The organism is Enterobacter mori LMG 25706 (genome assembly GCF_000211415.1).
Classification (GTDB): domain Bacteria; phylum Pseudomonadota; class Gammaproteobacteria; order Enterobacterales; family Enterobacteriaceae; genus Enterobacter; species Enterobacter mori.
This window is the reverse complement of sequence record NZ_GL890776.1, coordinates 430,500-450,751: the sequence shown is the minus strand read 5'-3', so window position 1 is coordinate 450,751 and position 20,252 is coordinate 430,500. Positions and strand designations below refer to the sequence as shown.

At 54.6% G+C, this 20,252-nt stretch carries 17 protein-coding genes and 1 pseudogene; 6 read left to right on the top strand and 12 right to left on the bottom strand.

Annotated features, from left to right (window positions below):
* Positions 1–21: 21 nt before the first annotated feature.
* The 3 genes from ENTMO_RS0111985 to ENTMO_RS0111975 all read right to left on the bottom strand — a co-directional run bounded on the left by ENTMO_RS0111985 (position 22) and on the right by ENTMO_RS0111975 (position 3,873).
* Positions 22–1,677, bottom strand: a complete 1,656-nt coding sequence (locus ENTMO_RS0111985; protein WP_010431014.1) for a glucan biosynthesis protein D — start codon at positions 1,675–1,677, stop codon at positions 22–24.
* 242 nt (positions 1,678–1,919) lie between these two features.
* On the bottom strand, positions 1,920–2,693 hold the full coding sequence (locus ENTMO_RS0111980) for a transporter substrate-binding domain-containing protein (RefSeq protein ID WP_010431012.1): 774 nt from the start codon (positions 2,691–2,693) through the stop codon (positions 1,920–1,922).
* A 10-nt stretch (positions 2,694–2,703) separates the two neighbouring features.
* The gene (locus ENTMO_RS0111975) at positions 2,704–3,873 is read right to left on the bottom strand and encodes a pyridoxal phosphate-dependent aminotransferase (RefSeq protein WP_010431010.1); all 1,170 of its coding nucleotides are present in this window, start codon (positions 3,871–3,873) and stop codon (positions 2,704–2,706) included.
* A 113-nt stretch (positions 3,874–3,986) separates the two neighbouring features.
* Here ENTMO_RS0111975 and ENTMO_RS0111970 point away from each other — a divergent pair, with 113 nt between their 5' ends.
* Positions 3,987–4,829 carry a LysR family transcriptional regulator gene (locus ENTMO_RS0111970; RefSeq protein ID WP_010431009.1) on the top strand — a complete coding sequence of 281 codons (843 nt, stop codon included), beginning with the start codon at positions 3,987–3,989 and terminating at the stop codon, positions 4,827–4,829.
* Here ENTMO_RS0111970 and ENTMO_RS0111965 read toward each other — a convergent pair.
* Together ENTMO_RS0111965 and hglS are read right to left on the bottom strand one after the other, a co-directional pair.
* Positions 4,816–6,321, bottom strand: coding sequence for a carboxylesterase/lipase family protein (locus tag ENTMO_RS0111965; protein WP_010431008.1), 1,506 nt, complete (start codon positions 6,319–6,321; stop codon positions 4,816–4,818). The genes ENTMO_RS0111970 and ENTMO_RS0111965 overlap by 14 nt on opposite strands.
* A gap of 42 nt (positions 6,322–6,363) precedes the next feature.
* Positions 6,364–7,707 (bottom strand): 2-oxoadipate dioxygenase/decarboxylase HglS, encoded by a 1,344-nt coding sequence (gene hglS, locus ENTMO_RS0111960; protein WP_010431006.1) that lies wholly within the window; start codon positions 7,705–7,707, stop codon positions 6,364–6,366.
* Positions 7,708–7,934: 227 nt separating this feature from the next.
* On the opposite strand from hglS, the gene ENTMO_RS0111955 reads away from it, so the two are divergent.
* Both ENTMO_RS0111955 and ENTMO_RS0111950 read left to right on the top strand, forming a co-directional pair.
* A complete protein-coding gene (locus ENTMO_RS0111955) occupies positions 7,935–8,858 on the top strand; it encodes a LysR substrate-binding domain-containing protein (RefSeq protein WP_010431004.1) in 924 nt (307 codons plus the stop codon).
* A gap of 261 nt (positions 8,859–9,119) precedes the next feature.
* Positions 9,120–11,504, top strand: coding sequence for a glucose/quinate/shikimate family membrane-bound PQQ-dependent dehydrogenase (locus ENTMO_RS0111950; protein ID WP_010431001.1), 2,385 nt, complete (start codon positions 9,120–9,122; stop codon positions 11,502–11,504).
* Between the two features lie 121 nt (positions 11,505–11,625).
* Here the strand turns inward: ENTMO_RS0111950 and ENTMO_RS0111945 are convergent, their stop codons facing one another.
* The 3 genes from ENTMO_RS0111945 to ENTMO_RS0111935 all read right to left on the bottom strand — a co-directional run bounded on the left by ENTMO_RS0111945 (position 11,626) and on the right by ENTMO_RS0111935 (position 15,094).
* A complete protein-coding gene (locus ENTMO_RS0111945) occupies positions 11,626–13,317 on the bottom strand; it encodes a methyl-accepting chemotaxis protein (RefSeq protein WP_029485074.1) in 1,692 nt (563 codons plus the stop codon).
* Between the two features lie 352 nt (positions 13,318–13,669).
* Positions 13,670–14,788, bottom strand: a complete 1,119-nt coding sequence (locus ENTMO_RS0111940) for an S-(hydroxymethyl)glutathione dehydrogenase/class III alcohol dehydrogenase (RefSeq protein WP_010430994.1) — start codon at positions 14,786–14,788, stop codon at positions 13,670–13,672.
* Between the two features lie 30 nt (positions 14,789–14,818).
* The gene (locus ENTMO_RS0111935) at positions 14,819–15,094 is read right to left on the bottom strand and encodes a metal/formaldehyde-sensitive transcriptional repressor (RefSeq protein WP_003857256.1); all 276 of its coding nucleotides are present in this window, start codon (positions 15,092–15,094) and stop codon (positions 14,819–14,821) included.
* A gap of 352 nt (positions 15,095–15,446) precedes the next feature.
* On the opposite strand from ENTMO_RS0111935, the gene ENTMO_RS0111925 reads away from it, so the two are divergent.
* The 3 genes from ENTMO_RS0111925 to ENTMO_RS0111915 all read left to right on the top strand — a co-directional run bounded on the left by ENTMO_RS0111925 (position 15,447) and on the right by ENTMO_RS0111915 (position 17,508).
* Entirely contained in the window at positions 15,447–16,118 is a 672-nt protein-coding gene (locus tag ENTMO_RS0111925) for an SOS response-associated peptidase (RefSeq protein WP_010430980.1), read from the top strand.
* A gap of 131 nt (positions 16,119–16,249) precedes the next feature.
* On the top strand, positions 16,250–17,071 hold the full coding sequence (locus ENTMO_RS0111920) for a HEPN/Toprim-associated domain-containing protein (protein ID WP_010430978.1): 822 nt from the start codon (positions 16,250–16,252) through the stop codon (positions 17,069–17,071).
* Positions 16,999–17,508, top strand: a complete 510-nt coding sequence (locus ENTMO_RS0111915) for a HEPN domain-containing protein (RefSeq protein ID WP_411326757.1) — start codon at positions 16,999–17,001, stop codon at positions 17,506–17,508. The genes ENTMO_RS0111920 and ENTMO_RS0111915 overlap by 73 nt, the downstream gene beginning before the upstream one ends.
* Before the next feature lie 196 nt (positions 17,509–17,704).
* Here ENTMO_RS0111915 and ENTMO_RS25250 read toward each other — a convergent pair.
* From ENTMO_RS25250 to ENTMO_RS26595, 4 genes and pseudogenes are all read right to left on the bottom strand, one after another.
* Positions 17,705–17,818: pseudogene (locus ENTMO_RS25250) on the bottom strand (DUF4113 domain-containing protein); the annotation flags it as partial.
* Positions 17,817–19,682 carry a phage terminase large subunit family protein gene (locus ENTMO_RS0111910; protein ID WP_010430972.1) on the bottom strand — a complete coding sequence of 622 codons (1,866 nt, stop codon included), beginning with the start codon at positions 19,680–19,682 and terminating at the stop codon, positions 17,817–17,819. The gene ENTMO_RS0111910 and the pseudogene ENTMO_RS25250, both read right to left, overlap by 2 nt.
* Positions 19,669–19,833 (bottom strand): hypothetical protein, encoded by a 165-nt coding sequence (locus ENTMO_RS26600; protein WP_237702325.1) that lies wholly within the window; start codon positions 19,831–19,833, stop codon positions 19,669–19,671. The genes ENTMO_RS0111910 and ENTMO_RS26600 overlap by 14 nt, the downstream gene beginning before the upstream one ends.
* A gap of 140 nt (positions 19,834–19,973) precedes the next feature.
* The gene (locus ENTMO_RS26595; protein WP_010430966.1) at positions 19,974–20,234 is read right to left on the bottom strand and encodes a phage DNA packaging protein; all 261 of its coding nucleotides are present in this window, start codon (positions 20,232–20,234) and stop codon (positions 19,974–19,976) included.
* Between the last annotated feature and the right edge of the window lie 18 nt (positions 20,235–20,252).

Genomic DNA, 20,252 nt, shown 5'->3' with positions numbered 1-20,252 from the left:
CCCGGCACAACCCCACAAACGTTAACGCATTATCCGGTCGTCAACGTAGTTACGCTTATCCGGCGCCGGCGGGAAATACTGATACAGCCAGGTTTCACTGATGGCATCGCCCTGACAGCGCAGGAACAGACGCATATCCACTGGCTCGGTTGAATCCGAGGTTGGATACCAGTCAAACAGAATACGATACCCGTCAAACGGCTCAACGTAGAGGATCTCAACCTGCTTCGCTTCACCGCTGGAGAGCGTGATCACCGGCTCGATACCTTTTGGCGCAGCGGCCTTCAGGTCGCCACCGACGAAATCAATGGCAAAGCGACGCGCCCACACTTTCGGGTAATTTTCGCCCGGTGCCCAGCCTTCCGGGAAGCCCCCCATACCGGTACGGGTGGCGAAAACGTTCGCCAGCGGAGAACGCACCGGCGGCTGCGCGCTCCAGTAAAGGCGGTATTTGAACTCCAGCTCGTCCCCCGCTTCCACCGGCTTCTCCGGCTGCCAGAAGCAGACCACGTTATCCAGCGTTTCGCCCGTCGTTGGGATCTCCATCAGCCCTACCGCGCCATTACCCCAGTCGTTACGCGGTTCAACCCACAGGCTTGGACGTTTGTTATACCAGCCCATCACATCCTGATAGTGAGAGAAATCGCGGTCAAGCTGCAGCAGGCCAAAGCCCTTAGGGTTCTTATCCATGTAGGCATTGAACTGCAGCTTCTGCGGGTTATTCAGCGGACGACAGATCCACTCCCCGTTGCCGCGCCACATCGCCAGACGGTCGGAGTCGTGGATTTGCGGGTGAATGGTGTCGCACATGCGGCGCTCGTTATTGCCGCAGCTAAACATGCTGGTCATCGGCGCGATGCCCAACTGCTTGATGTCTTTACGCGCATAGAGATGGTTTTCCACCTCCATAATCACCTGGCTCTTCTCGCAGTGGATCACGAACTTATAAGCACCGGTGATGCTTGGGCTATCCAGCAGCGTGTAGACGGTAAAAGTGGTATCGCCAGGCTTAACGGTTTCAAACCAGAAGGAGGTGAAATCCGGGAACTCTTCCGGCGTGTCGGTGAAGGTATCCACCGCCAGACCGCGGGCGGAAAGGCCGTACTGATACGTGTCATCCACCGCGCGGAAGTAGCTCGCACCGAGGAACGAGACGATATCGCGACGCGCAAGCTCGGGGGCTTTAAAGGCGCGGAAGCCCGCAAAACCGAGATCGCTCTGGCCTTCAAGCTGTTTCGTATCAACACCCGTGTCGCCGTAGCTGAACAGTTCAGGGCGGAAGTGGATCTCACGCGCCTGAGAGGTTGTCTGATCCAGCGAGAACATACGCACGCGGCGGCGGAAACCCATCCCCATATGGAAGAACTGCACGTCCAGCTGACGGCCTTCGATGTTATTCCACAGAGACTGTTTTTCGTCGTAGCGGATGGCGTTATACGCCTGCGGCGTCATGGTTGCCAGCGTCTCCGGCAGCGGACGCGGCGCGCCACCCCACGGGGTTTTCGCCAGGTCATGCGCCATGGATTGCAGTACGGAGAAGTCAAAACGACGGCTCTGGCCGTCTGCAATGTCAGAGTCAGCCGCGTAGGCCGCTTTGGAAAACAGGGAAGCAAGGCCAGATGTGCCGCTCAGGGCAGCCATTGCAAGCGAGCCTTTTAGAAAACGTCTGCGATTCATGCCTGGAAAAACGTCCTTATGGTCGTGTGAATGTGTTTCGCGCGCGGCGAAATGACGGCAAGAAAGAACGCACAGCCTAAACAAAAATGGTTAAGAATCCAATTGTTGGCCGGTGATTATATGAACAAAGTGAGAAATATTTTCTGTCGACCAGAACGGCCTGAAAGTGGTGTAAATAAGCGTAAATACAGGTGAATAAAAAAACCCCGGCTGGACATCAGCAACCGGGGCTAACGAGGCGGTTATTTTACGCTGACATCGATACCCGGGAAGTACTTATCAGCGAGTTTAGCGATCGTGCCGTCGGCACGAACTTTATCTATCGCGGCATCAAGCTGCTTTTTGGTGGCCTCGTCACCCTTACGCAACCCAAAACCGATCCCACTGCCGAGGATGGTGTCGTCCGACACCGGTTTGCCGATAAAGCCAAACCCTTTACCCTGCGGCTTGCTGAGGAAACCTGCCTGCCCGGCCGCGGACATCACCAGCGAGGCGTCGATACGGCCATTCAGCAGATCGCCCCACGCCATATTCTGATCTTTATAAGACACCACGGTGACACCGTGTTTTTCCCAGTGCTCTTTGGCATAGGTTTCCTGAATGGACCCCTGCAGTACGCCAATGGTTTTCCCCTTCAGCCCTTCAGCCGTCGTGTCTACTGCCGTACCGGCTTTGCCGACCAGCTGCGACGGAATGCGGTAAATCGGCTGGGTAAAATCAATGCTTTTGCGGCGCTGCTCGGTGATGTTCATCGCCGAGTTAATGGCATCGAATTTTTTCGCCACCAGGCCCGGGATCAACGCATCAAATGAGGTTTCAACCCAGCTGCACTTAAGCGCTGCCGCTTTGCAGATAGCGTTGCCCAGTTCAACGTCGAACCCTTCCAGTTCACCAGACGCATTGCGGCTTTCAAACGGCGGATATTCCGCCTCAAGGCCGTAACGTAACTCGGTGGCAGCGAAGGAAGAGAACGTACACAGCAATCCCATGCCGACTATTAACGCGCGTAATTTCATCTCACACTCCTCAGCGTGGTTTAACCCGACACAGGGCTTGGGCACCTGCCCGTAACGTCGCCTCATCTTTCGCAAAAGAGAGACGAATCAATTTATTATCCGTGCCGTCTGCGTAAAACGCCGACAGCGGAATGGTGGCCACGCCACACTCAACGATCAGCCGTTTGACCATCTCGCTGTCACGCTCGTCGCTGAAATGGCTGTAATCCGCCAGCAGGAAGAACGATCCGGCACTTGGCAGCAGTCGGAACGGTGATTCCGCCAGCAAACTTTGCAGCAGGTCGCGCTTGCGTTGATAGAACGCAGAGAGCGACAGCCAGGTTTGCGGATCGACCATGTGTTCAGCAAACGCGTGCTGCATTGGCGTATCGGCAGAAAACATTAAAAATTGATGGACTTTACAAATTTCGTCCATCAGCACCGCCGGGGCAACACAGTAACCCACTCGCCAGCCGGTGACGTGATAGGTTTTTCCGAACGATGAGATAATCACGCTGCGCTCCGCCAGCTGCGGATGCGTCGCCATGCCGTGGTGCGGCTCGCCGTCAAAAACAACGTGCTCGTACACTTCGTCAGACAAAATAATGATGTCGGTATTACGGGTCACCGCCACCAGCTGTTGCAGATCGTTCGCTGAGAAGACCTGACCACTCGGATTATGCGGCGTGTTGATGATGATCATACGCGTGCGCGGCGTAATCGCGGCGCGAACTTCGTCCCAGTTAACGGCAAAATCCGGAACGGTCAGCTTAATGGCAACGGGTGTCGCCCCCTGCAACCGGACTATCGGCGCGTAGCTGTCAAATGACGGTTCGAAGTAAATCACCTCATCGCCAGGATGGACCAGCCCGCTGATGGCCGAGTAGAGCCCTTCACTGGCGCTGGCAGTTACGAGCACTTCACTGCCGGGGTCATACCGGGTGCCGTAAAGCGTGGCAATCTTTTCCGCAATGCGTTCTTTCAGGGAGGTCAGGCCCGTCATTGCCGCGTACTGGTTATGCCCCGCCTCCATGGCGCGAGTGACACCTGCGATAAGCTTTGGGTCGCAGGAAAAATTGGGCGCGCCCTGAGAAAGGTTGATGGCGTTATGCTGTGCAGAAAGCTGCCCGATAACGGTAAAAATCGTGGTCCCCACGTCAGGCAATTTTGAACGGGTTTGCACCGGTGTCTGTAAAGTCATCCTCTGTCCCTTCTCATTGTTGTTGCATAACTATTCAAACAATAACTCTGCTGTCGGGACAATCGAATTGTTGTCATAATAGCCATGAGAAAAACGCATAGCTGAGGTGTAGTATGTCGCGCCGTTCATTCCCGCTTAATGCCATCGACGCTTTTTTAATCACCGCGCGTCATCTGAACCTTACCCATGCGGCGCAGGAGCTTTGCCTGACGCAGGGTGCCGTGAGCCGCAAAATTGCCTCACTCGAAGCGTGGTTTGGCTTTCCCCTGTTCGAACGCCATGCGCGCGGGCTGCGGCTCTCCCCCCAGGGCAGCGCCCTGCTTCCTGAAATGCAATCGGCCTTTACGCAGTTATTGAACGTTGCGGATCGGGCGCGGGCGCACCAGACCGTCATTCGCCTGAAAGCGCCGACCTGCGCCATGCGCTGGCTAATTCCCCGGCTGCTGGACGTGGAGCGCGAACAGCCGGATCTGCAAATTGCGTTGACCACCACGACCGATCACAACGTCAATTTCAAAACCGAATCTTACGATGCCGCCATTGTTTTCGGCACCCACATGAGCGCGGGCGATTTGCTGTTTGAAGAAGCGCTGACGCCAGTGCTTAGCCCACTCCGGGCCGGCGCAACGCTGGGCGCCTTGACTTTTCTTCATCCGACAAGAGATAAAACCGACTGGTCATTGTGGCTGGCGAAACAGGAAAGCCCGGCGTTTGTTATGCACAAAAATCAACACTTCGACACCATGGATCTCGCTATTACTGCTGCCATTCAGGGACTCGGCGTCGCCATTGCTGACGAAACGCTGGTGGCGGAAGATGTTCGCGCAGGAAGGCTGTTGCGGCCTTATGAGACAAGCATAAAAACCGGCGCGAGCTACCGGCTGGTGCTGCGCGAAACGCCAGGCGAAGAAAATGGTCTGGCGGCGTTTCGCGCCTGTTTGCTTAATCGAGGCTGACGTGGTGCTTCATTACCCGTTTGAAGAGACTCATGCGGGCGCGCATAAAGCGGTTTTCAAGCCTGAAACCTGCATGTTTATTCACTCCAATACGCAACAATACGTCGCGCCCTTTGCGACAGGCGGGCCAGTGCACCGGTCCGGATAAGCCGTCCTGCGCCCCGGCCTCACGCGCGAAGCTCACCCAGTAATCCGCGACCTGGGCAGCAAACTGCAGATCGCGTTCGTTCACGTACTGACGAGAAGGTTCCACCTGACCCAGGGTATCGAACACGTAAGGCACTTCATTGCCGTGCCAGGCACCGTTGATATAGGTGCCATGTTCCGCTTCCGCGACATAATCAAACCAGTAGGGCCAGCACAGTCCGCCCACACGCTGCTGAGCCTGCATCGCCACATAGCCCATCGTGGTAAAGGCCATATCACGGCACACCTGTCTGCCCAGCTCTTCATCCCCCTTCACGCCCGGATAGAGCAGCTTAATCAGCCCCAGGCCAAAGCGTCGTTCCTGGCGAAGCTTCTGAATTTGCTCGGCAAGATCCACGCCAAACACCGCCATCACGCTGGCTTCATCGCTGTTCGAACCCATCATTAGCGGAACGGGATGCTGTCGCGCGGCAAAGAACACATCCAGCATCGCTTCCGGCAAGACGCAATCCCCAACGACGGGCGCAGGCGCAACGTTCAGCGGTGACGTGAGCGGCCAGAAGGCCTCAGGCGGCAGCGCGCGCAGCTGCTCGGCGGTGGCGTTCTCCAGCCCAAGATGAGTTGCTATCGCTTCCCCTTTTTGCAGGGCTTTCTCGCGCGGCGTATCCGGTAAGGTGTACCCGCTTTGCACGATCGCTTTATGGAACAATCCTTCCGCCAGCGGCGATGCCATCAGCGACAACACGCTGCGCGCGCCCGCAGATTCACCAAACAGCGTCACGCAGTTCGGATCCCCGCCAAATGCGGCAATGTTATCCCGCACCCACTCCAGCGCGGCGATCTGGTCAAGTAACGCAAAGTTATGCACCACGCGGCTTTCTTCACCTTCCAGCGCCGGATGCGCGAAAAAGCCGAGATGACCCAGACGGTAGTTGATCGTCACAACCACCACGCCGCGTGATGCCAGCGCTTTACCGTTGTAGGGCGGCAGGCTACCCGCGCCAATCGTGAACCCGCCGCCGTGCAGCCAGACCATGACCGGAAGCAGCCCGGCGCGATCGACGGGAGACCAGACGTTAAGATAGAGACAATCTTCCGAGAACTGGCCGGGATCGCCGCCGCCCAGCTCTTTGCAGTACTCAATGCTTTGCCAGCTTGAGGGCGAAAACGTCGTTGCCTGCCGTTCGCCCTCCCAGCTTTCCGGCGGACGCGGAGAGCGCCAGCGCCAGTCGCCCACGGGCGGTGCTGCGTAGGGGATCCCACACCACGCATGGATATTGTTGTCTGTAAAACCAGTCAGTGCGCCCTGGCGCGTTTCAACCACAGGGGCGGAGGGATTTTGCATAACCACCTTCTTTTTCCATCACACCCCTGCAGAGTAACGATTTCAGAGCAAACCGCAACGCTGTTTGCTGCGCGCTTCCGCCTCCTGATAGAGCGTGAATTCGTCATATACCGTACAGCCCAGCGCCGCTTCAAAGGCCTCGCGGCTGGCATTTCCCTGACTGCGCGCCTGCGTTTCATTTCCGAGGTTGGACTGGAAAATACCCGCCGCGCTAACCGGCAGAAAATCTTCATACGTTATAGGTTGAGCAACCACCCAGCCGCGTTCGATCAGCGGCTGCGGATCGTCTCCCGGTCGAAACGCGTGGCGATGCGCTTCACCCGCTGGCGTCAGGCGATAGCGGAAATAGGCCAGCTCCTGACGGCGCAGGAACATTTCACTGTCCGGAAATGCGCTAAACACCTCGCGCAGATGCAGCTGGTGCGTAAGGTTATCTTTACCGGTACCGGCCTGGTTTAACAGACTGTCGTACAGCTCGCGACCTTTCGGCGTCAGCGCAACGCCACGCTGTTCAATTTCACCGAAGCGTGCGGTATGCGTTCCCTTATGTTCCCCGGCGAAAAGAACCGGTTCTTCCAGCGCCTTAAAGCTGGTCTGACGCAGCAGGATCGGCACCTCACGGCGCGGCGGTCCTTCAATCAGGATTTTGGGCTCAATGCCGTACTTCGGCATCAGCTCCTGCACCCGGTCGATATCCAGCGTGCGTGGGGTCAGATGGTTAATGTGGCAACCGGGGAAGCACACCACGTCGGCAATCAGCTTATGTTCTTTGCTCAGCGCCAGATAGGTTTCCTGGTCGACCGTTGCGTGGCTATGCCAGCGGAATGTTTCCAGCGCTTCCTGAACAAACTCGCGCGCCTGCGTTTCAGTGAATGCGCCTTCTGACTCATGCAGCGCGATCAGTTCCAGGCAACGCGGCGTGAAAATGTTCCGCTGGGCGAGGATCCCGGCGGCACGTTCGCGCAGCTCAACATTTTCAATCAGCTCCAGGCGCAGCAGCGAGGTAAAAATACGAAACGGATTACGACACAGCGCCGCATCGTCCACCGGGCGGAACGCCGTGGAATGGACAGGCACCGCCGCCTGTGAGAGATCGTAATAGCTGACCGGATACATCCCCATAATGGCGAACATGCGGCGCAAGGTGGACAGTTCCCGCGCGGTGCCGACGCGAATTGCGCCGTGACGTTCGACATTCAGGCGCGCGAGTTCATCCGCGTTCGCCAGCTGTTCATGTAAGAGTGGATTATTTTCAAGAACCGCCAGGTTAACGTCCGCCACCAGTTCCAGCAAGGTGCCGTACTGCGGAACTTCCTGCTGGTACATCGCCGACATAGCCTGCGAAAAGTGTTCCCGAATATCATCAGCCGTGATGGTGTTCGCCATGATGTCATGCCTCCAGTGAATATTACCTGGAGTGTAGAGAAGCCCGTTCCTTCCGGCGGGAAGAATTTACGAATTGTGATCCAGGCAGACGAGTGGTCAAAGCCTGTGCATGACCAAAAACAGGTTGTAACTCAAACAGATCAAATGTTAAAAATATTTTGCTATCAAGTTATCAAAATCAAACAACTTAACTTGTCACCCGCATCTCTCTGTTTTTAACATCGCCTATGGAAAAAAATGGTCTGTTCAGTCAGCGCATACGCTTGCGCCATTTGCATACATTTGTGGCCGTCGCTCAACAGGGAACGCTGGGGCGAGCGGCTGAAACCCTTAACCTGAGTCAACCTGCACTTTCAAAAACCCTGAACGAGCTGGAACAGCTTACCGGAACGCGGCTCTTTGATCGCGGTCGTCTGGGCGCACAGCTCACGATCGTGGGTGAGCAATTTCTGACGCACGCGGTAAAAGTGCTGGATGCCCTCAACACCGCAGGCCAGGCGTTGAACCGGAAAGAGGAACCTGCCAGCGATATCGTGCGCGTGGGCGCGCTTCCTACCGCGGCGCTGGGCATTTTGCCCGCGGTGATTGGTCAGTTTCACAAGCTGCAAAAGCACGCCACGATTCAGGTCGCCACCATGAATAACACGATGCTGCTTGCCGGGCTGAAAGCGGGCGAGCTGGATCTGGGTATTGGCAGAATGTCCGATCCGGAACTGATGAGCGGCCTCAATTACGAGCTCTTGTTCCTGGAATCACTCAAGCTGGTTGTCCGTCCCGATCACCCGCTGTTGCAGGACACCGTGACCCTGAGCCGCGTCATGGAGTGGCCGGTTGTTGTGTCACCAAAAGGTACGGTTCCGCGTCAGAATGCCGAAACGCTACTCGAAATGCAGGGGTGCACGCTCCCGTCGGGCTGCATTGAAACCCTGTCAGCCTCTCTTTCGCGCCAGCTTACCGTGGACTATGACTACGTCTGGTTCGTCCCCTCAGGTGCTGTCAAAGACGATTTACGCCGTGGCACCCTGACCGCACTCCCGGTGACCTCGCCGGGAGCCGGGGAACCTATTGGGATCCTGACCCGTGTTGATGCCCCGCTCTCATCAGGCGCACAAGCGCTGTTAAGCGCGATCCGCAAGTCCATGCCAGCCTGATGTCCCTGCCCTGACCCGCCGTCCGGGCGGGTTTACCTTCTCCTGGGCAAATAATGCGAAATCATTCATTAACAATTGCGTAAAACAATTTAACAGTTTTATCATAGCCGCGAATTCACCAAATGGTTCGCACACGAATTTATACGAGTGAATTTCACGCTATTCAAACGGTAAAAACATCATAACGCCCGTCCTGCATGACCCAATTGGTACAGATGCGCACAGCACACCAGACGGGCGGGCGTGTTTAAGGAGATAGACATGGCATTTGGCAGCGCGCCACGCGGGTTACCTCGTATCCTGCAGTGGCTCCTTGTCGGACTGATGATGCTCATCGGTCTGGCAGTCGGCGGGCTGGGCTTGAAGCTCGCTACAGTGGGCGGAAGCCTGTACTTCCTGATCATGGGGGCGGTGATGGTAATTGCTGCCATCCTGATATTCACTAACCGCACCAGCGGCATGGTGCTGTATGGTATCGCGTTTATCGCCTCGTTATTCTGGGCGGTAAGCGATGCAGGCTGGGATTTTTGGCCGCTCTTCTCCCGCCTCTTCACCTTCGCCGTGCTGGCGTTCCTGTGTGCGATTGTGTGGCCCTTCCTGCGCGCCGCGAATACCCGTGAGCCGGTTAACAAAGCGCCCGCTTTTGGCATTGCCGCCGTGCTGGCCGTGGTCATGCTGGTCAGCCTGGGCTGGATGTTTAAGCCGCAGACGCTGGTTGCCGCGAATGAATCGGTGCCGGTAAAACCTGTCGCCGAAGGCGAGCAGCAGAAAAACTGGGCGCACTGGGGGAACACGACCCACGGCGATCGCTTTGCCGCGCTGGACCAGATTAACAAGCAAAACGTCAGCGATCTGAAAGTCGCCTGGGTTGCGCACACCGGGGATATCCCGCAGAGCAACGGCTCGGGCGCGGAAGATCAGAACACCCCGTTACAGATTGGCGACACGCTGTATGTCTGTACGCCGTACAGCAAAGTGCTGGCGCTGGACGTAGATTCCGGTAAAGAAAAATGGCGTTACGATTCTAAAGCTACGGCCCCTAACTGGCAGCGCTGCCGCGGTCTGGGCTATTTTGAAGATAGCTCAAGCGTGACAGCCTCTCAGACGGAGACACAGCCTGCTGCATGCCCTCGCCGTCTGTTCCTGCCGACTACCGATGCCCGCCTGATTGCCATCAATGCGGATAACGGCAAGGTCTGCGAAGACTTCGGCGACCACGGCACCGTGGATCTGAGCGTCGGGATGGGCGAGATCAAGCCCGGGTATTATCAGCAGACCTCCACGCCGCTGGTGGCCGGGAATGTCGTTGTCGTCGGCGGTCGCGTCGCGGATAACTTCTCCACCGGCGAACCGCCGGGCGTAGTGCGCGCATACGACGTTCACACCGGCAAGCTGGCCTGGGCGTGGGATCCGGGTAATCCGAACCTCACCGGCCTGCCGCCGGAAGGCCAGACCTACACGCGCGGCACGCCGAACGTCTGGTCAGCCATGTCTTATGATGCAAAACTCAATCTGATTTATCTGCCAACCGGCAACGCCACCCCAGACTTCTGGGCGGGTGAACGTACGGCGCTCGACGACAAATACAGCTCCTCCATCGTGGCCGTCGATGCAACGACCGGTCAGGTGCGCTGGCATTTCCAGACCACCCACCACGATCTGTGGGACTTTGACCTGCCTTCCCAGCCGCTGCTGTACGATCTCCCTGACGGTAAAGGCGGCACCACGCCGGTGCTGGTGCAGACCAGCAAGCAGGGCATGATTTTCATGCTTAACCGCGAAACCGGTAAGCCGGTGGCGAAGGTAGAAGAACGTCCCGTTCCGGCGGGTAACGTTGAGGGGGAACGCTACTCTCCAACCCAGCCGTATTCCGTGGGCATGCCGATGATTGGCAACCAGACGCTGACTGAATCCGACATGTGGGGGGCGACGCCTGTTGACCTGCTGCTGTGCCGTATTCAGTTTAAAGAGATGCGTCATCAGGGCGTCTTCACCCCGCCGGGTCTGGACCGTTCCCTGCAGTTCCCTGGCTCCCTCGGCGGAATGAACTGGGGCAGCGTATCAGTTGACCCGAACAATGGCCTGATGTTCGTCAACGATATGCGTCTGGGTCTGGCGAACTATATGGTTCCTCGCGCGAATGTTGCGAAAAATGCCAGCGGCATTGAGATGGGGATTGTCCCCATGGACGGCACGCCGTTCGGCGCGATGCGTGAGCGCTTCCTGTCGCCGCTGGGTATTCCGTGCCAGAAACCGCCGTTTGGCACCATGTCAGCGGTCGATCTGAAATCCGGCAAGCTGGTGTGGCAGGTTCCTGTCGGCACCGTGGAAGATACCGGTCCGCTGGGTATTCGTATGCATATGCCAATCCCGATCGGCATGCCAACCCTTGGTGCATCGCTCTCCACGCAGTCTGGCCTGCTGTTCTTCGCCGGTACTCAGGATTTCTACCTGCGCGCGTTTGATACCGCCACCGGGAAAGAGATCTGGAAAGACCGTCTGCCGGTAGGCAGCCAGTCCGGGCCGATGACCTACGTTTCACCGAAAACCGGTAAACAGTACATCATCATTAATGCAGGCGGAGCACGTCAGTCGCCGGATCGCGGTGATTACGTTATCGCGTATGCGTTACCCGATAAGAAGTGACAGATGAAAAAAGGGACCGAAAGGTCCCTTTTGTTTGCCCGGTGTCGCTGCGCTTACGCGGGCCTACTGACACGTTTTTTGTAGGTCGGGTAAGCGCAGCGCCACCCGACAAACCCGCAACTCAGAACGTCTCCCAGTTATCCCCGGAAACCGTAGCCGCTGGGCGCAATGGCACACCCTTCGCCACTGGCGCAGACGCTACCACACGCCCCGCCGTTGCCCCGTTCAGCCGAAATGCCCCTACTGCCTCTGTCAGACGCGCACCCTGTTCTTCCAGCGATGCCGCGGCCGCTGAGGCTTCTTCCACCAGCGAGGCGTTTTGCTGGGTGACTTTATCCATTTCAGAAATGGCCTGGCTCACCTGGACAATGCCACGGCTCTGCTCGTCGGACGCGGCAGCAATTTCCAGCATGATATCGGTGACGCGCTTCACCGCCTCGACGATTTCATTCATGGTGTTCCCCGCCGCGACCACTTCACCCGACCCCTGGTCAATCAGGGTCACCGACTCGTTGATCAGGCTTTCAATCTCTTTCGCGGCGTTGGCGCTACGGCTTGCCAGCGTGCGCACTTCACTCGCCACCACCGCAAAGCCTCGTCCCTGTTCGCCTGCACGCGCCGCTTCAACGGCAGCGTTCAGCGCCAGAATGTTGGTCTGGAAGGCAATGCTGTTAATCACGGCGGTAATTTCTGAAATTTTCTTCGAACTGGTCGAGATATTGCCCATCGTTTTCACCACGCCGGACACCATCTGGCCGCCGCGACTGGCTTTGCCGGAAGCATCTTCCGCCAGTTTGCTGGCATGATGGGCGTTATCGGCGTTCTGTTTCACCGTTGCGGTCAACTGCTCCATGCTGGCGGCGGTCTGCTCAATCGCGGCTGCCTGCTGTTCGGTACGAGAAGAGAGGTCGGTATTCCCCGCAGAGATCTCGCTGGTGCCGCGATAAATCTCTTCAGCCCCCTGGCGCACGGTACCTACGGTGGTCACCAGCGAATGCTGCATGGTTTGCAGATCCCGCGTCAGGCGACCGATTTCGCTCCGGCTTGTCGGATCGTCCGGCATGGTTAAATCACCTTTCGCAATATTCTCAATGCGGGTGGCAGCACGCTGAAGCGGGTTAATCACCGTCCGGCGCAGCACCACAAAGGTCATGGCCGTTAACACCAGCGCCAGCGCAAACGCGCCGACCATAAACATCAGCCCTAGCTGTGTACGGGTGTGGGCCTGAGCGGTTAGCGCGCTGGCACGATCGGTACGGATTTTGATGGCCTTCAGCAGGACGGCGTTGTAGGCGTCATCCAGCGGACGCGCGGTTTCGTTTTCATGATTGATGATCGCTTCAAACATGCCGTTTTTGGCAAATTTGACCATCGGCTGCAGCCCCGCAATATAGGCGTCATAGCGTGCTTTCAGCTCAGCATCCAGCGCTTCGTCCGCAGAGGTGCGCACGGCGCGATTCATATAGGCGGTAAAGCTTGACTGCGATTGCTTGATGCGCGTTTCCGCCTCGCTGATGTTTTGCTTCATCGCCTCCATTTCCGCGATACGGCTGGCCGCACCGGCATGGATCATATTGATTCGCGCGGTACGTAAATGGTTGGAGCTGTTCGAAAGCCCCATACGCACCTGAATTTCTGCTGTGACATCCTGCTGATCGGTATCAGCCTGCAACAGGAAATACCCCGCCAGACCTGCGCTCAAGGCAAACAGAAGAATTATGCCACCGAGAATGGAGGAAAACAGCGGAACCAGCCTGATGTGATGCAAGAAGCCCAGCTTGCGCTGCGCCTGCATCGAAGTTGTGTTGTCCATGACCGTCGACTCTCTTATAGGTAAGATGCGTAAAAATATGCGTGTTATACCCTAAATAATTCGAGTTGCATGACAAAACGGCTAGCCGTTTTGAACAGCGCTTGCGCTGGCCCCGAAGGGGCGAGGCCACAGGCCGAGTCACGCGGCAAGGGAGTGAATCCCCGGGAGCTTACATAAGTAAGTGACTGGGGTGAACGAGTGCGGCCAACGCACAGGCAACTTGAAGTATGACGGGTATAGATAGTCATCGGCACGGCAGGGATTTAGATTACGGCTAAAAACGCCGCACTGGTCACACTTTAGAGAAGATTATTAAAGAAACGCCAGCGGCGAAAAACCGCTGGCAGAAGAGTTACTTGTCGCCGAAATGAATGACGGTACGAATGGATTTACCTTCATGCATCAGATCGAAAGCTTCGTTGATCTGCTCCAGCGGCAAACGGTGCGTAATGAACGGATCCAGCTGAATTTTGCCGACCATCGCATCTTCAACCATTCCCGGCAGCTGGGTACGCCCTTTCACGCCGCCAAACGCCGAACCGCGCCATACGCGACCGGTCACCAGCTGGAATGGACGCGTTTTGATCTCCTGACCCGCACCTGCCACGCCGATGATGATGCTTTCGCCCCAGCCTTTGTGGCAGCACTCCAGCGCGGAACGCATGACGTTCACGTTGCCAATACACTCGAAGCTAAAATCAACGCCGCCGTCGGTGAGCTCAACAATCACGTCCTGCACCGGCTTTTCGTGATCTTTCGGGTTCACGAAATCGGTCGCGCCCATTTCACCCGCCAGTTTGAATTTCTCCGGGTTGGTGTCGACAGCAATGATACGGCCTGCTTTCGCCTGCACCGCGCCCTGGATCACCGCCAGACCAATCCCACCGAGACCGAACACCGCAACGGTATCGCCTTCTTTCACTTTCGCCGTATTGTGTACCGCACCGATACCGGTGGTCACGCCGCAGCCCAGCAGGCAGACTTTATCCAGCGGCGCCTGCGGGTTGACCTTCGCCAGTGAAATTTCCGCACAGACGGTGTACTCGCTAAACGTGCTGGTGCCCATGTAGTGATAAATCGGCTCGCCGTTGTAGGAGAAACGGGTAGTACCGTCCGGCATCAGGCCTTTGCCCTGGGTGGCGCGAACGGCCTGACAGAGGTTGGTTTTGCCAGATTTACAGAACTTACACTCGCCGCATTCTGCGGTGTAGAGAGGAATAACATGATCGCCCGGCTTCAGGCTGGTCACGCCCTCACCTACTTCAACCACGATACCGCCACCTTCGTGGCCAAGTACCGCCGGGAAAACGCCTTCCGGATCGTCACCGGACAGCGTAAACGCATCGGTATGGCACACGCCGGTATGGGTGATTTTGATCAGCACTTCGCCTTTTTTTGGCGGTGCAACGTCGATTTCAACGATTTTTAACGGCTGGCCAGGACCAAATGCGACGGCTGCGCGTGATTTCATAATGACTTCCCTTATGTGATGTCTGTGGGTTTATTTTAGATAAGAGCGCAGCAAATGGCCGACTTCCGCCATCCGAACTGCCCGCTGATCCGGGGTTGTCTCCCCCGTCACCAGCTCATCTTTGAGGTGAATTTCGACCATTTCGCCCATCAGGCCATTGGCAGCGCCGCGCACGGCGGCGATTTGCTGCAATATGGCAAGGCAGGGATCGCCCGATTCCAGCGCACGTTCCAGGGCATCAACCTGGCCCCGAATGCGACGGACGCGCGTGAGAATGCGTTTTTTATCTTCGGGTGAATGCGGCATACGCCCTCCGTTAAGATACTATAGGGGGGTATGGTACCTTTTAAAGCAACCAACTGTAAACATTATATTTTATATGGTTATCATGCATTTAGTCGTTATACCCAAAAGACACTAACGGACATAACCGGACTTTTTTGTGCCCCTTTTTTGCCCCCAAGTGCAATTTTGCCCCCAAATTTGCCCCCAAAATCCGCGCTTTTGTCTAATTCCTTCCAGTTTCGCATTAGGCCTCTTTACGCATCTCAAGCTGATCAGCATAATCACCACGAATCCGTTTGTAAGACTTAACCAGCGCGCGCTACTTTTTCTCTCTACCCTATACTTTCAGTCTGACATCCGACTGGAGGTTTCTATGTGTGGACGTTTTGCACAAGCCCAAACCCGTGAAGAATATCTCGCTTATTTGGCCGATGAAGGTGATCGCGACATTGCTTATGACCCGGAGCCGATTGGACGCTACAACGTTGCGCCCGGCACAAAAGTCCTGCTGTTGAGCGAACGCGACGAGCAGCTGCATCTCGATCCGGCGCTCTGGGGTTATGCGCCAAGATGGTGGGATAAGACGCCACTGATTAAGGCTCGTGTCGAAACCGCGGCCATCAGCAGAATGTTTAAGCCCCTCTGGCAATGTGGCCGGGCGATCTGCTTCGCCGATGGATGGTACGAATGGAAGAAGGAAGGCGACAAGAAACAACCCTACTTCATCCATCGGGCCGATGGCCAGCCCATATTCATGGCGGCGATCGGCAGCACGCCTTTCGAGCGTGGAGACGAAGCTGAAGGTTTTCTCATCGTGACCGCTGTCGCCAACAATGGTTTGGTAGATATCCACGACCGTCGCCCATTGGTTCTATCGCCGGAAGCTGCAAGGGGATGGATGCAGCAGGATGTTGGAGGGAAAGAGGCTGATAAAATAGCTGTCGATGGTGCCGTTACAGAAGATATTTTCATCTGGCATGCAGTAACGCGCGCTGTAGGTAATACTAAAAATGAAGGTCCGGAGTTAATCGAGATCGCTCACTGAGAATGAATGTAGGCCTCGCGTGGATTATGATACATGAGCGAACCTAAGCAAAATATACTTTTAGACTAGGTGGCACTAGTATGCTTCAGTAGTTAATGAATTTAAAAACGTAAAGCAAATAGGTAATATGAATGTCTACGTGGGTCGGAATTGAAGTGAATGGTTTTGAGATTGAGAGCTATAGAAATCACCATGATACATGGTTTTTTCGCAACAACGATCGTGTCAGAAACATTCCTCCTCATTACAGAGGTGAGTTTAGTCAAGATGTCTTTATTGGTTATCAAGCTTCCGCAGCAACTATCCTAAGACGTATGGTATTAGCGGGCTATGACATGCAAGCTTGCACATTACATTTTGGCGAATATCTAGATAAGGCCATATCATCGGCTCAGGAAATTATTTACCTATTACAAGATTCATTAGATAACAATGATGCTATAGGTAAGTGCAATGAGCGTTATACCCAAAAAATAGCGGTCTATCAGAATTTTATTGATGCAATTCAAAACTCAACATTGGAAGAATGGATTGAACTCTTTCCAAAGGCTGTTAGGATAATGACTGACGAAAGACGTTTATATAATCCCTTTAATGATGTACATTGGTACAATAGCAGCGACATCCCCTTGCTTTGCGCTATGCTTAGCAATGTACCTTTATATTCAGAGTATTCGGTTACCGGATCGTTAAATTTCCCATGCAATGACCCAAACATATTTACTTTTGCTTTTCTTTCATCTTGTCAGAACGATGCAATTTGTGAACTTAACATAGCAGAATTGATTTGGTCAGGATCAGAGGAAGATTTCGGTGACTTAGAAGAAATTCAAAAAGGTACAACCGTTCCGTTTCGGAACTTCCTTCAGTCTGTCAACGAATTTCAGCAACTCTCAAATCAGAAGATCAAGTTCTTCAGCGAATGTGCTTTTCCAGTATCATCACCGCATTAGAAGCTTATATCGGCGACATTATGAAACGAGAAGTTTTAAATAATGAAACATTAAAACGTCGTTTTGTTGAAAAATCAGGGGTTTTTACTGAACAAAAAATGAAGGTTGAAGCAATTTATAATTTTCTTGATGGGCTCGATAAGCGAATCACCGAAGAACTCGACAATACTTCATTCCATAATATTCAGACCACTCGTAAGATGTTACGAGAGGTACTGCTTATTGAAATCCCCAACAATCTGGTGTCAGAACTTAATCGCGCAGTAATTAAGCGGCATGACATCGTGCATCGTAACGGTAGATCTCCGAATGGGCAATCGATTAATGTTACCAGAGAGAATGTCATGGAGTTAATAAATCTCGTAGTACAATGCATTGAAAATATTGATCAGCAAGTATTGGATGCCCTTACTAAAGACAATGACGAAAACGAATAATCTGATAGATTAAATCATTTTATTTACCTTCAAAAATCCTGAATGTAAGAAGCCAACTATTCATTGATATGAACAGTTGCAGCTTATATTAATGGTGTTAGGGTATTTAATACGACAACCATCAAATTGATTAATCGAAGTAAAGTTATATTTTTAACTCTCGCTTTAGCAAACCGTATATTAATAGTAGTGTAAATTATCTAACCCTGAGAAGATCTGCATACCTAGTAGTGTACCTTGGCGAAAGCATTTCACGCTTCATCTGCCACTGCTGCTGAATGCCCTGCCCAGCGAAATATAACGTTCCTTTAACCTCCCAGCGCCCGATCCATTTCCTCAAGCGTCATCGTTGGGGTTGATTTTGATTTTTTCTGCTGCTCTGCGAGCGTTTCAAGATTGAGCTGAAAGCGGATTTTGCTGATACGTAACGCAGTAAGCGCGTATACCAGGCAGTCCAGCGCTTCATTGCGGCGACCCTGGTTGCTCCAGCGATACACGACGCGGCCGTTAATCAGTTTCGGGATCAGGACTTCGCTGACGAGCTGCTTCTCTTCCACCTCTCCGAAAATTTCATCATTTGCAGGGAAGTGAATCGCACCAGGTGTGCCGTTTTTGGGGTCAGGAATAAGCGGGAACCGCATATACAGCAGGTCTTTTGCGGTATCAGTACCGACAAGCGACAAAAAGACTTTGTTTGCGTTTTTTGAACGCGGCATATCGACGACCGGACGCCCATACGTGCTCGCCCCTTTGATGGGTATTACCCAAAGCGGCCCGAGCCTGATTGATCGGTTATAAACGACCTGGGGATCAATGCCACCGGTATCCCATGCCCACCGGCTTACGCCGATTTTCGTTCCGTCGCTGCGCTGATACTGCTTATGTATAACCCCGTCGACCCTCTGCAGGGTTTCTTCTTCATCGTAGCGACCGAACACAATGGTTTTATCAATGAGCCAGCATTCTTCCTCTGCTCCCCATCCCCACACATAGCACTCATAGCGGCCAGATTTTTGCGAGTCGATACCGCCTGTGATGAAAACAACCCCATCCGGGACTTCATGCGCATAGACTTCGCGGCGCTGCAGAAGAATGTCATGCTCCAGCTGCTCGCTTGCGACTTCATTCCAGAGTTCGCCGAGTACCGTGTTGTAAAACGCTTTCTCTTTGAGTGGGTCACCCTTCGCCTTAAGCCACGTATCAACAATTTCGCCCCACCCGTCGAGATTGAGCGAATAAAGTGCGTTAACAACGATTGCAGCGTGCTGCGGGGCGCGTACTGGCTCCCCGTCATGATCAAAAAAGTGAATGCCGTCCCGCGTCCAGGTGCAGTCTTCCGCCATCCAGCGACCGGCCAGTTCCATTTTTTTCAGATCGCTGTAATGAAAATGTCTGGGGCAATGGCAGCACTGGTAATACGCCGAGCGCCCTTTCGCTTCACGCGTCAGCTGGCTGTCATCCCATTTGAGACCGTACTCGATGCCCTCAAAACCGAATTTAAGCTCCTGCTCACCGCCGCAATGGGGGCAAGGGAGATAAAACCGGAAGACCAGATCCGCGCCATCTTCAAGCATCTCAATCTGGCTTTTGCCGGTCACGGTCGGAGTCGAGCCGAAAATCGCCTTCGGGTATGACGCGCCTTTAATACGTACCGGGGCCAGTTCAATCGGCGACCCTTCGCCCTTGCCTTTCTTCGAGACTTCAAGCGGCCAGCCGTCGACCTCATCACCGGCGACGACCTGCTTGGTCAGGCGGCGGAAATTTCCGGGTGAGCTGGCGCCACGAAAATCGAGAATGGCGCCCGACATCTCCTTTCGGCTGATATTGTTGCGCTCGTTGCTGCTGTCCCAATCCGGGAAAATTTTTTGTATGACCGGCATCTCGCAGATAGCGGGGTCAATTTCGTCAGCAACAAACCCGTCTGATTCATCATCGATAGGCTGGTATGTCACAGAGCTGCGCTTTTTATGCTCTGCAAAATACAGCAGTGCGGCGACCAGGACTTTGGTATAGCCCAGGCGCGCTGACTTCCGGACCGACACGATTTTAATCGCATCGTTTGTCATCATATTCAGCATCGCAAGCTGAACGGGTTGTGTCTTCCAGCGACCGGCGATATGGCTTGAACCTTCTGGCAAATAGAAATATTTATCCGCCCACTCAACCCCCGTCATCGGTATCGTCACGCGTAAGGGACTCAACCCGTTCAATATCGCGTTCGATATCGCTGACATCGTAATCGCTGAAGTCGACTCGTATGTCTGAAAGTTCATTGAGTGCTATCGCCAGCTCCTGTTTAAGTAGATCGGTTGCCTCTTGCGGCATATCGAGCCAGACCTTTTTCAATCGTGGAGGCCAGGATTCGACGCGAGTGCGTAGTTCGACGGCGATGCGTGATACTGCGACGCTGATTAATTCAATCGGAGCGTAACGTTTTGCGAGTATCCGACGCTTCACACGCTGCGTCAGTATTCGTTCCTGCCGCTCCTCGTTTCTGAGCCATTGCTCGCGTTTTTTTCCAGCGAATTGTCGTCCGCTTCCGGTTCATCTCCACCTGATGAATCTTTCCGGTTACCCCGGAGGTAGTGAATATAAAAGTGACGCCATGCATCCAAATCCCAGTCGCCCCTTCCTTGTGGCACGGGCGCGCCGGGCAGTTTTGACAGATCGCGCAGGCGACGATCTGACAGCAGCAAATGCGCCGCGACCTCTGCTTGCGTAGCCATGAAAACTCCCAACCGGAA